The sequence below is a fragment of the Gardnerella vaginalis 1500E genome, from assembly GCF_000263595.1.
Classification (GTDB): domain Bacteria; phylum Actinomycetota; class Actinomycetes; order Actinomycetales; family Bifidobacteriaceae; genus Bifidobacterium; species Bifidobacterium vaginale_E.
In genome coordinates, this window is sequence record NZ_ADES01000011.1 from 35,330 (window position 1) to 48,514 (window position 13,185).

Below are 13,185 nucleotides of genomic sequence, written 5' to 3' on the forward strand. Positions count from 1 at the left end.
ATAAAAGCAACATAGCGTGAAAAGTGCGCAAATATATGAGATACTTATATTATGCATATAAGACCAGGTTCCATGTATCCGCTTGGCGCCAATTATGACGGTGCCGGCGTTAATTTTGCGCTGTTTTCCGAAGTTGCAAAGCGCGTTGAATTATGCTTGTTTGACGAGAATGATAATGAAACACGTATTGATATGACCGAACAGAACTCATACGTTTGGCACAATTATGTATCAGGTATTCAGCCTGGCCAACGTTATGGGTATCGTGTTCATGGTCCTTACGATCCTTCGCACGGATTGTGGTGCAATCCTCATAAGCTTCTTTTAGACCCGTATGCAAAAGCAATTGAAGGCAATATTGACGGTGATGAAAGCCTGTTTTCTTACTGGTTTGATAATCCGGATGATATTTCTGCAATGAATACTTTGGATTCTGCAGACCATACGATGAAAGCTGCAGTTATTAACCCATACTTTGATTGGGGTAATGATCAGCATCCTATGATTCCGTACCATGATTCTGTTATTTATGAGGCTCATGTTCGCGGTATGACTAATCTTGATAGTCGTGTTCCTGCAGATATTCGCGGAACTTATGCTGGTCTTGCTCACCCAAGCGTTATTTCTTATTTAAAGAAGCTTGGTGTTACTGCAATTGAGCTTATGCCAATTCATCAGTTTGTAAATGATTCATTCTTACAAAATAAGGGATTGAGCAACTATTGGGGCTACAATACCATCGGTTTCTTTGCTCCGCAAAATTCTTACTCAAGTTCTGGTCAGCGCGGTGAGCAGGTTAATGAGTTTAAGTCAATGGTTAAGGCTTATCATGCTGCTGGAATGGAAGTTATTCTTGACGTAGTTTATAACCACACTGCTGAAGGCAATGACCGTGGTCCTACTTTGAGTTTCCGTGGTATTGATAATCGCGCATATTATCGTCTTGTAGACAACGATCAGCGTCATTATTTTGATACTACTGGTACGGGTAATTCCTTACTTATGCGTTCTCCGAAAGCATTGCGATTGATTACGGATAGCTTGCGTTATTGGGTTACCGAAATGCACGTTGATGGCTTCCGCTTCGACTTAGCTGCAACTCTTGCTCGTCAGTTCCAAGAAGTAGATAAACTTTCTGCATTCTTCGACATTATTGAGCAAGATCCTATTATCTCTAGCGTAAAACTTATTGCAGAGCCTTGGGATATTGGTGTTGGAGGTTACCAGGTTGGCGGATTCCCTCCAAGCTGGTCCGAATGGAATGGCAGGTATAGGGATTGCGTTCGTGATTTTTGGCGTTCGCAGCCTTCTACTTTGCCTGAATTTGCAAGTAGGCTTATGGGAAGCTCTGATTTGTATGAGCAAAATGGACGTAAGCCTGTTGCTTCTGTGAACTTTATTACAGCTCATGACGGCTTTACTATGAACGATTTAGTAAGCTATAACGAAAAACATAATGAGGCGAATAAAGAAGGAAATAACGACGGCGCAAATGACAATCGTTCTTGGAATTGCGGTGTAGAAGGTCCTACAAGTATTCACGATGTAAATGAGCTGCGCGAGAGGCAAATGCGTAACCTGTTCTCAACATTGCTTATGAGTCAGGGTATTCCTATGATTTGCGCGGGCGACGAAGTGATGCGTACACAGCACGGCAATAATAATGCTTACTGCCAAGATAACGCTATTTCTTGGATGAGCTGGGATTATAACGAAACTCAGCGTGATATGTTTGATTTCGTTTCCAAGCTTATTCATCTGCGTCTTCATCACCCTGTTTTGCATCGCCGTCGCTTCTTTACAGGACGTTCAAACGATGATGACGTTTGCGATATTCCACAGGTTGAATGGCTTGATCATAACGGAACTGTTATGGACATGGAAGATTGGTCAAATACTCACGCGCTTTCTGTGATGATTTATTTGAATGGATCCGACATTCCAGAAACAGACTGGTATGGAACAAGAATGGTCGATAACGACTTTATTCTTATATTTAATGCTCATTATGAGCCTATTACTTTTACATTGCCAGACAAGCGTTATGGTGAAAAGTGGAAGCTGATTGTAGACACTTACAATCCAAAAGGTCCTGAGCTTTTATATGAGGCAGGATTTAATATTGTGGCTCAATCTCGCAGCTTCTTGCTACTTATGAGCGAGCATAAGCCAGAGCGTTAAATAAGATTCGAATAAAAATAATTTAATCGCAAATAATTTTATAATTTCATAATTTCATAAGATTGAAGCAGCGTAGGGAATTTAGTTTCCTGCGCTGCTATTTGCTATAATAGCCTGATTAATTTTTGATTGAAGACGGTCAGTTTGCATAGCTGCAACCTGCCTTGAAAAAACAATAATCCATCCTAGAAATAGCAGGCAAGATAATGCTTCAACATTAGTAAGAGTATTGTGACCGTGCATCCACTGATTTCCAGCCCAAGCTGTAAGAACAACAGCTAAATCAGAAGCTACATAAAATGTGCGAGAAAGGCGAGGAGCTAACCAAGGCAAGCATACAAGCATCGTACAAATTAATCCAGTTACGCCTCTAGCGCACAAGTCATGAAGAAAAGGATGAGGGGTATAGCGGAAAGTTCCTATGCCAATAAAAGCAATACCGCCTAAAATAAGTAAAGTAGCCATAATAGTTGTGCGAGTTCTAAAATGACGCGTGCGCTCTTCATTATTGTGCTGCAATATTTCGCGTTGGGTTGCAACAAATTCTGTAATAGCAAAGTAGCTTGTTATGATAATACAAATTCCAGATAGTACAAGCGTTGCGTTAAACATGCTGGCTGCAAAAGTGGTTCTGTCGCCAAGCTGAGAAAAATTATTGTTATACCAGTAAGGGTCATCCGTGGTAAGACCTGCAGTTGCAGCGCCTGAAATAACGAATAGCGGAAGCAGGGAAGCTACAGTTTTAGCTTCAAGAAGCTCAGCTTGAATAAGTGTTGCGTAACCAACAATTCCAGATAATGCTGAACATAATACCGGCAAGTAATTGTTCATTGCAGATTTGCCAATAATACTGTTTATGATGGAAAGCAAAGCAAAAGACATAAGAAACATTGTTGCGCCATAAATTGTAGAAAGCGCTGTAATTTCAAAAGTATGTTTTACTATGCGAATCAGATGGTGTCCGGTAAATTTTTTATTAGTACGCAAATAGCCAATAATAAAAGCGCCAATGCTGCACAAAGCCACAATTCCTGAGGCTGTAAGGAAAAGTCTTTGGCTAATTTGCCAAAATGCTGGCATAACCAACATGTACATAGACATAGTAACCATTGCGAATGATGCGCATACAAGAAACGCTATTAATCCCATTGCTTCAGTTCGCTGGAAACGTCCCATACCTTAGCCCCTTTATCTTGTTAACTAATTACATTGTACAGTTTGCGCTAAAGTCAAGCACGCATAAAATTTTATACACGCCACGTGTGTCGAAAATTTGCATTTGTCGGCAAAGTGCGCTATTGTATTTGATTGTGCTTGGAGCTGGTTAACAGTTCAAAAGCCTCGGGGTGTAGCGCAGTTTGGTAGCGCGCCTGCTTTGGGAGCAGGATGTCGCAGGTTCGAATCCTGTCACCCCGACTTTTTTATATCTAGTGAAATATTTTATTCAGCTCGCAACAATTATCTGTGCACGTATCCGTACATATTAATAGATAGTATTCATATTATGAGTGATATTAACGATACTGTGGATTGTGCTACTTGTTGGGAAGCACCGTATTCTAATCATCAATTAAAAGCTTGTGTTGAGGTTCCTGGTAGTAAGTCCCTGTCAAATCGTTATTTAATATTGGCAGCAATAGGTACAAAACCTGTAGTTTTGCAAGGATTGTTGCGCTCTAGAGACACTGAGCTCATGATTAACGCGTTATCTACATTCGGAGTTAAATGTGAATCTCTAAATGAAGAGGGCACGAAACTGCGCGTAATTCCTCCAGAAGACGGAATTTTTAGAGTTGAAGATAATGCTGAAGTATATTGCGGACTAGCTGGAACTGTAATGCGTTTTGTGTCTGCTCTAGCATTGTTTGCGAATAAACCTGTGCGCTTTGATGGAGATAAGCAAGCCTATGTTCGCCCTATGAAGCCAGTTCTTGACGCTTTAGAACAGCTTGGTGCTCACGTGGAGTATCACGGCGAAACTGGTTTTTTGCCGTACACGATTACTCCTCCTAAATCATTAGAACTTAAAACTCGCAATGTGGAAAATATTGTTTGCATTGATTCCTCTGCATCGTCACAATTCATTTCAGCATTATTGCTAATTGGTTCTCGCATACCTAACGGTTTGTATATTGAACATATTGGTAAAAATTTGCCGAGCATGCCGCATATTTTAATGACAATAGATGATGTGAAAAAGTCTGGTGGCACAGTCCAAATGATAGAGCCTATTAGTTGGGCTGTTTTGGAATCAAAATTAGTTTTGCCAAATACTGTAGTTATTGAACCAGATTTGTCTAATGCTGCGCCATTTTTAGGGGCTGCTTTAATCTCAGGAGGCATAGTTAGAGTTCCAAACTGGCCTAAGCGCACGACTCAACCTGGCGGATTGTTGCCGGCCATACTTGAACGTATGGGTGCTGTTGTTAATTTTGAAGAGGACGATACAAACACTGGGTCTGGAGTTCTTTGTGTAAAAGGAAATGGCCGTATTCATGCAATTCCTTCTTTAGATTTAAGTAAAGCGGGGGAGATTGCTCCAAGCATTGCAGCTATTCTTGCTTTTGCGGATGGAGTAAGTCAGTTGCACGGTATTGCTCATTTACGTGGCCATGAAACTAATCGTTTAGAAGCTTTAGTTAAAGAATTAAATAGAGTCGGTATTGGTGCTAAAGAGCTTGAAGATGGCATCAGTATTGAGCCAAGTGATTATGTGCATGGGGAAGTTATGGAAACTTATGCAGATCATCGTATGGCAACGTTTGCTGCAATGCTTGGACTGCGCATAGAAAATGTAAGGGTCAAAAATATTTCTACTACTCGCAAAACGATTCCTGATTTTCCAGGCATGTGGCATAAAATGCTTGAATAATAAATAATCCCGAGCCTTTTTGACTCGGGATTATTTATATCTATTTATTTTCTGCGCCATTAAGCGCAAACAATTTAGTTCTTAAACTTGTTGCCGTAGGTATCTTCACCAGCTTCAGCAATAGCTGCAGCCTTGCGTGCAATAGCCAACTCTTCGTTCGTTGGAATTACAGCAATAATCACAGAGCTGTCTGGAGTGGAAATAACGCGTGGCTCCTTAGAGCGAACCAAGTTCTTTTCCTTGTCGAGCTTAACGCCGAATGGCTCAAGCTTTTCGCATACGCGAGCGCGCACGATTTCGTCGTTTTCGCCAACGCCTGCTGTGAATGTAATGACGTCAACGCCACCCATTTGAGCGGTGTAGTTACCAATGTAACCAACAATACGGTGTACGTATACGCCGAGAGCAAGCTTAGCGTTTTCGTCGCCTTCTGCGATGAGCTTGTGAATATCGCGCAAATCGCCGTGGCCAGTCATACCCATCATGCCGGAACGCTTGTTGAAGAGAGTGTCAAGTTCGTCCACGTTCATGTGAGCGTTACGAATAAGGTGGAAGACTACTGCTGGATCAATATCGCCAGTGCGTCCGCCCATCATTAAGCCTTCGAGTGGGGTTAAGCCCATAGAGGTTTCAACTGGCTTGCCAGAAATCTGAGCAGAAGCAGAAGCACCGTTACCAATGTGCAAAACAATCTGCTTCAAACCTTCTGCAGGCTTACCAACAACGCTTGGAACAACAGAACCAATGTATTCGTGAGAAGTGCCGTGAGCGCCGTAGCGACGAATATGATAGCGGTCTGCAATTTCCTTATTTAAAGCATAAGTTGCTGCAACCTGTGGAAGATCATGGAAGAAGGAAGAATCGAATACCATAATCTGCGGAACGTCTGGCAAAAGTTCAGTCATGACTTCAGCGCCAACAGCCTCTGGGCCGTTGTGAAGTGGAGCCAAAACTGCCAAATCCTTAACCTTGTTGATTGTCTTCTCATTGACTAATGCAGGCTTAGGGAAGGTCAAGCCACCCTGAACAACGCGGTGTCCAACTGCCACAATGCCGGATTCAGAAAGCTTTGGACCATATTCCTCGAAGAAACCGAGTACGCGCTTTAAGCCCTGCTCGTGGTCGTGAACTGGCTCATCGAACTCATGCTTTTCGCCATTGAATACGTGCTTGTAGTGGCCGTCAACTGGCTCGCCAATCTTCTCAACGATGCCGGAAGCGATACCTTCACCGCTTTCCAAGTCAACGAGCTGATACTTAATCGAACTGGAACCAGAATTGATAACAAGAACGGTTTTTGCCATTGGGGCATCCTCCATAAAGTATTGATAAGGCTTGTAAATTGCCACGCTCTAGTTTACCGTTAAGTTCCTACAATGCGGAGAGTTATTTTGTGTCATAACAATCTAAAATATGTGAAGAACATTTAACAGTTTATTTTTGTTGATTTTATAGCTTTCTGCACAAAATCTTATTCTCACTGAGCTTCAATAGCTGTTAAAGCAACAGTATTAATAATATCTTGTACTAAAGCTCCTCTAGATAAGTCGTTTACAGGCTTATTTAGACCTTGTAAAATAGGGCCAACTGCCAGTGCTCCACTTGAGCGTTGTACTGCTTTATACGCAATATTTCCTGCGCATAAATCAGGGAACACAAATACATTTACGTGACCTGCAATAGGATTATCTTTTGCTTTTGCTGCAGCAACTGTAGGAGACCAAGCTGCATCAAACTGAATAGAACCAACTACGGCTAAATCTGGAGCTTTTTCTTTTACTATTCGCGTCGCTTCTTCTACAATGTCAACATCTGGGCCTTTACCAGATCCTAACGTTGAATAAGAAAGCATTCCAACTTTAGGATCTAGTCCGAATGCTGCAGCAGTATTCGCAGACTGAATCGCAATATCTGCTAGCTGTTCTGCATTCGGGTTTGGGTTAATAGCGCAATCTGCAAAGACTGCTACGTGATCTTTAAAACACATAAGAAATGCGCCAGAAACCAGCTTAGAGCCGGCTTTTGTTTTTATTACTTGTAATGCTGGTCGCACAGTATTTGCAGTGGAATTAACAGATCCAGACACAAGACCGTCTGCTTGTCCAAGTACAACTAGCATAGTGCCAAAATAGCTTGCGTCGTTAAGTTGTTCTCTTGCTTGTGATTCAGTCATTCCTTTCTTTGCTCTTAATTCGCAAAGTTTTGTAATCATATGGCTAAGCATTGCTTCATCGCTCATAGATTGGAAACTTGCTTTGCAAACTGAATTAAGATTTAACTCTTCAGCACGCTTCAATATTGATTCGCGCTCTCCAACAATAATAAGATTCACAATATCTCGTTCAAGCAAGTAATCTGCCGCTTTTAATATGCGATCTTCTTCTCCTTCTGGAAGAACAATTGTTTTTTTCTGTTCTTTTGCTTTTCCTAAAAGACTGTATTGAAAAGCGTATGGGGTAGTTGGTGCATTGAATGGCTGGTGCAACGCATTAAGAATATCTTTTTCTCTAATGCAGTTTACGAATATTTCTAACGAACTATTTTTGTTTTCTTCGTTTATTTGAGGCAGCACCCATAATGGTGTTTGGCTTACTCTAGTTTCTTTTTCGCTAGAATTTGCGCAATTTCTAGCTGTGTAATCTTTCATTACTTCAGCTCCAAGTTCCTCAGAACAGTCAGTAACAAAAACGCCCAAAATTTGCGTGCAAGCCTTCATAATACAAGCGTTGGCAGTATTAATAGTTTGTAAGATTTGCTCTGAGCTTCGTCCCTTTGCGCAAACGGTTAGAAAAACAGGCGAAGCTAAGTCTGCTGCAACAGTTGCGTCAAAGGCAAATAAATCTGGATCATATACAGGGCTTGCGTCGCTTGAAACAATAACAGAAGCTTGGGCGGATGTTGATTGTAGTACTTCATTGTATCTTGCAACAATATCTCCGCGCACTGTGTCTTTATTTGTTCTGACTATTTCTGGAGTGGATACAATAACTTGCTCTAATTTTGCTGAAGTATTTGCAATACCCAAAAGTTGTTTAGTGAAAGCGTCATTGGTTTGAGCGCATGGGCGAAAAATAGTAGTGCTGTAGTTGTTAGACAGAATATGTGTTATTCCGAGTGCAACAGCGTTTCTGCCGTACATATCTTCGTTGCCAATAATTGTTACATTAATATGTGACACGATGCGTTCTCCTTTGATACTATTCGTGTTGTGCTGTTAGGTTTCATATTGTAAAAATTAAATTACTTAAGTTTTGCAATATAGCCAAGCTTGTTCTATTGTACGGCTTTTTGTTTTTATACACGCACATAGTAGTAATTCTGCAATATAAATTTTGATTCGTTTTTTTTTTATTTAGTTTACATGCAAATTTATTTTTATATACAAAACGGGAGTCAACCATTCGATTGACTCCCGAAATGTTTTTAGCTAACCAGTTTTAGCTTTATGAGCTTAAAACTACTCGTTATCGCCAGCGGTTGCAGCGGTAGCGGTGACAGCGCCTGGCTTGTCGGTCTTAACGCCTGGCCATACCCAATCGGTGTAGTCTGGGTGATCAAGACCCTTGTCGACTGCATACTGGAAGGCTTCGAGGCGGAAGTCCTCGAGCTTCTTGATTTCGTCGGCATACTTGGCGGCGTCAACCATACGCAAAGCTTCAGCGGTAAGCTCGTAACGATCCATGTCGTTCACGCGAACCATGTCGTATGGCGTGGTGGTGGAGCCCTGCTCCTTGTAGCCATGGACGTTGAAGTTGTCGTGGTTTGGACGATCGTAAATCAAGCCGCGAACGTCATGTGCATAGGAGTGATAAGCGAAGAGGACTGGCTTGTCAGCGGTGAAGAGATCGGTGAACTCTTCGTCAGTCAAAGCTTCGTTGTTTTCCTTAGCGGACTGCAACTTGAGCAAGTCAACAACGTTAACAACCTTGAACTTAACGCCAAGCTTGTTCAACTTGTCGGCAGCGGCCATCAATTCCTGCTGTGGAACATCGCCAACACCAGCGAGAACAACCTGAACTTCGTCGTTGTTCTTAGCGTTGGAAGCCCACTTCCACTCTGCAGCACCCTTTTCGAGCTCTTCGCGAGCTTCGTCGAGGGTCAACCAAGTGGCGGCTGGCTGCTTACCAGCGAAGATGGCGTTAATCATGTTGGTGGACTTGTAAGCCTTTTCAGCAACAGCGAGCAACATGTTGGAATCTACTGGGAAGTAGATGCCGATTACATGATCGTTGTTGAAGGTCTTGTTCAAGAGCACGGAGGTTACGCCTGGATCCTGGTGCGAGAAGCCGTTGTGATCCTGACGCCATACGTGAGAGGATACCAACAAGTTCACGGAGGAGATTGGCTTACGCCATGGAATCTCGCGAACGGTAGCCTCAAGCCACTTTGCGTGCTGGTTCAACATGGAGTCGATAACGTGTACGAAGGACTCGTAAGAGCTCCAGATGCCGTGACGACCGGTGAGCAAGTAACCCTCGAGGAAACCTTCCATCTGGTGCTCGGAAAGCTGCTCGGTGACCTGGCCGGTAACAGCCATGTGCTCATCGACTAAGCCAGAAAGGTAGCCAGCATCCCACTGCTTGTTGGTTACTTCGTAAGCAGCCTGCAAACGGTTGGAAGCGGTCTCATCTGGGCCGAAGATACGGAAGGAATCTGGGTTGTTCTTGATGATGTCACGAGTGTAAACACCAAGGCGACGGGTAGCTTCGAGCTGACCCCAGCCGTGACCGAATTCCTTAACTTCCTTGACTTCGTAATCATCGAGCTTTGGAAGCTTCAAATCTTCACGAATACGACCACCGTTGGCGTTTGGATTTTCGCCAATACGGAGTTCGCCCTTTGGCATGAAGGAAAGAACGTCTTCCTTCACAGCGCCCTTTTCGTCGAAGAGCTCTTCAGGCTTGTAGGACTTCATCCAGTTCTTCAAAACCTCGAAGTGAGCTTCGGTATCGCGAGCGGAAGCCAGTGGAACCTGGTGTGCACGCCAAGAGCCTTCGGTCTTCTTGCCGTCGATGAACTTCGGGCAAGTCCAACCCTTTGGAGTGCGGAAGATAATCATTGGGTAGTAAGGGCGAGTTACGTCGTTAGTCTGAGCCTCAGCCTTAATATCGCAAATCTCGTCGAAGATGGTTTCGAACATATCGGCGAAGCGACGGTGGATGGACATGTGATCCTCATCGTCGAAGCCAGCAACGAACTCGTATGGCTCGTAGCCCATGCCGTGGAAGAACTCATGAAGCTCTTCGTCGGAAATGCGGGAAAGAATAGTTGGGTTAGCAATCTTATAACCGTTCAAGTGCAAGATTGGAAGCACGATACCGTCGGTACGTGGGTTCACAAGCTTGTTGGACTGCCAACCGGTGGCCAAAGGACCAGTTTCAGCTTCGCCATCGCCGACGATTGCTGGAACGAACAAGCTTGGGTTGTTCATAACAGCGCCGTAAGCGTGGGAGAGTGCATAACCAAGCTCGCCACCTTCGTGGATGGAGCCTGGGGTTTCAGGAGCGAAGTGAGAAGGAATGCCGCCTGGGTAAGAGAACTGGCGGAAGAACTTCTGCAAACCAGCTTCGTCCTTTGTAATCTTTGGATAGTACTCAGTGTAAGTACCGTCGAGGTAGGACTGAGCAGTACCAGCTGGGCCGCCGTGGCCTGGACCCATGATAATCACGGTATTCTGCTGGTGGTCAGCAATGAAACGGTTGATGTGGCCAATAAGGAAGTTAAGACCTGGAGTGGTGCCCCAGTGGCCCACCAGACGATGCTTAACATCTTCGCGAGTGAACGGCTCCTTCATTAGAGGGTTGCTACGAAGATAAATTTGGCCGATTGCAAGGTAGTTGGCAACACGCCAGTACTTGTCTACGCCTTCGATAGCTGCCTCGGAAACTGGAGCGTTGAGCTTCTTCCAAGGTGTGCCAATAACAGGACTCGTCATGTGTACTCCTGTACTCAAGCACTTTTCAGTGCAATTTGATCATTACCATTTGGTTATAGAGTCTGGAAAACAAATGTATTACAGCTCTTTTTCCATCCGTTTCAGTATAGTGCCAGCGTCTGACTTTTGTTCGTTTGGTTACTTCTTCGTGCATTTATGTTGAAAAAATGTGTGATTATGTGCGCAAAAAATTAGCCATTTGTATAGATTATGTTATATTTGATGTTCGTTTTTTGCTTTGTTATTCAGCGTTTCGCACAAAAATTTATCAAAGCTATCTATTGATTTAGAATTATTAATGTAACTTTTATATCTAATTTCGGCGTTTTGTAATTACGCAACGTCTCAAAGCTTCACTATTATGAATTGAATCGTATTAGAACTTATATATAAGGAGAATCATGGCAAAAGGACCAGTGCTTGTCGTTGATTTTGGCGCTCAATACGCTCAGCTTATTGCTCGTAGAGTGCGAGAGGCTAATGTGTATTCAGAGCTTGTTCCGCACTCTATGCCAGTTGACGAAATGTTAGCTAAAGATCCTCAAGCTATTATTCTTTCGGGTGGTCCTGCTTCTGTTTATGAACCGGGTGCTCCAGATATTGATCCAAAGATTTTTGAAGCTGGCGTTCCAGTTCTTGGCATTTGCTATGGCTTCCAAGTAATGGCTCATGAACTTGGTGGAGACGTAGATAAAGCTGCTCTTGGCGAGTATGGTAAAACTTCTGCAACTATTGATGATTCTGAAGGCCTGCTTGCAGATTCTCCTGTTGAGCAAAATACTTGGATGAGCCACGGTGTTGCTGTTAAGCGTGCTCCAGAAGGTTTTAAGGTGTTGGCGCACACAGAGGGTGCTCCTGTTGCTGCAATGCAAGATGAAAGTCGCAAACTTTATGGAGTTCAGTGGCATCCAGAAGTAAAGCACACTCCATTGGGTCAGGAACTTATTTCTACATTCTTACATAAGTGTGCAGGGTTAGATAACAATTGGAATCCTTCTAACATTATTGAGGATCAGGTTGCTAAGATTCGCGCAGAAGTTGGGAATGCACAAGTTATTTGTGGTCTTTCTGGTGGAGTTGATTCAGCGGTTGCAGCAGCTTTGGTACATAAAGCAATTGGTGATCAGCTTACTTGCGTTTTTGTTGACCACGGTTTGCTTCGTAAAGGCGAAGTTGAGCAGGTTAAACATGATTTCGTTAAAGCTACTGGCATTAAGCTAATCGCAGTTGATGCCGAGGATGATTTCTTGGATGCTCTTAAAGGCGTGAGCGAGCCGGAGCGCAAGCGCAAGATTATTGGCGAAAAGTTCATTCGTACTTTTGAAAAAGCTCAGCTTCAAGTTATTGAAGAAGCTGGTAAAACTGGAGCGGAAGTTAAGTTCCTTGTGCAGGGAACTCTTTACCCAGATGTTGTAGAATCTGGCGGTGGAGACGGTGCTGCAAACATTAAGTCGCATCACAACGTTGGTGGTTTGCCAAAAGATTTGAAGTTTAAGCTTATTGAGCCTTTGCGCACGCTGTTTAAGGATGAAGTTCGCGCTATTGGTACTGAGCTTGGTTTGCCAGATGAAATCGTGTGGCGTCAGCCTTTCCCTGGTCCAGGCTTAGGCATTCGCATTGTTGGTGAGATTACGCGCGAGCGTTTGGCTGTTCTTCGCGAAGCAGATGCAATTGCTAGAGAAGAGCTTTCTAAAGCTGGTCTTGACCGCGACATTTGGCAATGCCCAGTTGTATTGCTTGCTGACGTTCATTCTGTTGGTGTTCAGGGTGATGAGCGCACGTATGGTTCTCCAATTGTTTTGCGTCCTGTGAGTTCTGAGGATGCTATGACAGCTGATTGGTCTCGTGTTCCTTACGATGTGTTGGCAAAGATTTCTACTCGAATCACGAATGAATGCCGTCAAATTAATCGTGTAGTGCTCGACGTAACTTCTAAGCCACCTGCCACGATTGAGTGGGAGTGATGTAAATCACATTTAATTTTTTATTCAAAAATGTATAAATTACAGTTATTTTGCATGCTTAATTTAGTTAAAATGCTGGGAGTATCCGTGTTTTCTATATCTGATACCCCCAGTTTGTATATTATGCATTTTGACTGATAGAATAAACTACTAATTGTATGGTTGTTGTTCGATATGTTTCCAAGTGTTATTCAACGGCTTCTGTATAATCGCTAAAACGTTGGGAGAATTGA

The 13,185-nt window shown here is 43.2% G+C and carries 7 protein-coding genes and 1 tRNA gene; 4 read left to right on the forward strand and 4 right to left on the reverse strand.

Annotated elements, in window-relative coordinates:
• The first annotated feature begins 51 nt into the window (after positions 1-51).
• A complete protein-coding gene (glgX, locus tag CGSMWGV1500E_RS03135; RefSeq protein WP_032843486.1) occupies positions 52-2,181 on the forward strand; it encodes a glycogen debranching protein GlgX in 2,130 nt (709 codons plus the stop codon).
• 81 nt (positions 2,182-2,262) lie between these two features.
• On the opposite strand, the gene CGSMWGV1500E_RS03130 is transcribed toward glgX, so the two are convergent.
• A complete protein-coding gene (locus tag CGSMWGV1500E_RS03130; protein ID WP_004128015.1) occupies positions 2,263-3,357 on the reverse strand; it encodes a hypothetical protein in 1,095 nt (364 codons plus the stop codon).
• Positions 3,358-3,523: 166 nt separating this feature from the next.
• Between CGSMWGV1500E_RS03130 and CGSMWGV1500E_RS03125 the strand changes: the two genes are divergently transcribed.
• Together CGSMWGV1500E_RS03125 and aroA are read left to right on the forward strand one after the other, a co-directional pair.
• Positions 3,524-3,597 (forward strand) — tRNA-Pro (locus CGSMWGV1500E_RS03125).
• Positions 3,598-3,685: 88 nt separating this feature from the next.
• A complete protein-coding gene (aroA, locus tag CGSMWGV1500E_RS03120) occupies positions 3,686-5,053 on the forward strand; it encodes a 3-phosphoshikimate 1-carboxyvinyltransferase (RefSeq protein WP_004128018.1) in 1,368 nt (455 codons plus the stop codon).
• A gap of 74 nt (positions 5,054-5,127) precedes the next feature.
• Here aroA and CGSMWGV1500E_RS03115 read toward each other — a convergent pair whose 3' ends face one another.
• The 3 genes from CGSMWGV1500E_RS03115 to CGSMWGV1500E_RS03105 form a co-directional block, all read right to left on the reverse strand.
• The gene (locus CGSMWGV1500E_RS03115; RefSeq protein ID WP_004128020.1) at positions 5,128-6,357 is read right to left on the reverse strand and encodes an acetate/propionate family kinase; all 1,230 of its coding nucleotides are present in this window, start codon (positions 6,355-6,357) and stop codon (positions 5,128-5,130) included.
• Positions 6,358-6,530: 173 nt separating this feature from the next.
• Positions 6,531-8,231, reverse strand: coding sequence for a phosphate acetyltransferase (gene pta, locus CGSMWGV1500E_RS03110; RefSeq protein WP_004128022.1), 1,701 nt, complete (start codon positions 8,229-8,231; stop codon positions 6,531-6,533).
• Between the two features lie 279 nt (positions 8,232-8,510).
• Positions 8,511-10,988: a phosphoketolase gene (locus CGSMWGV1500E_RS03105; RefSeq protein WP_004128025.1), complete on the reverse strand. Its 2,478-nt coding sequence runs from the start codon at positions 10,986-10,988 to the stop codon at positions 8,511-8,513.
• A 401-nt stretch (positions 10,989-11,389) separates the two neighbouring features.
• Between CGSMWGV1500E_RS03105 and guaA the strand changes: the two genes are divergently transcribed.
• Positions 11,390-12,952, forward strand: a complete 1,563-nt coding sequence (gene guaA / locus CGSMWGV1500E_RS03100) for a glutamine-hydrolyzing GMP synthase (RefSeq protein ID WP_004128028.1) — start codon at positions 11,390-11,392, stop codon at positions 12,950-12,952.
• Positions 12,953-13,185: the final 233 nt, after the last annotated feature.

Bases quoted from the DNA above. Each gene is read 5' to 3' on its own strand.
- glgX (WP_032843486.1), top strand. From the start codon at position 52: ATGCATATAAGACCAGGTTCCATGTATCCGCTTGGCGCCAATTATGAC.
- CGSMWGV1500E_RS03115 (WP_004128020.1), bottom strand. From the start codon at position 6,357: ATGGCAAAAACCGTTCTTGTTATCAATTCTGGTTCCAGTTCGATTAAG.
- CGSMWGV1500E_RS03105 (WP_004128025.1), bottom strand. From the start codon at position 10,988: ATGACGAGTCCTGTTATTGGCACACCTTGGAAGAAGCTCAACGCTCCA.
- CGSMWGV1500E_RS03130 (WP_004128015.1), bottom strand. From the start codon at position 3,357: ATGGGACGTTTCCAGCGAACTGAAGCAATGGGATTAATAGCGTTTCTT.
- aroA (WP_004128018.1), top strand. From the start codon at position 3,686: ATGAGTGATATTAACGATACTGTGGATTGTGCTACTTGTTGGGAAGCA.
- guaA (WP_004128028.1), top strand. From the start codon at position 11,390: ATGGCAAAAGGACCAGTGCTTGTCGTTGATTTTGGCGCTCAATACGCT.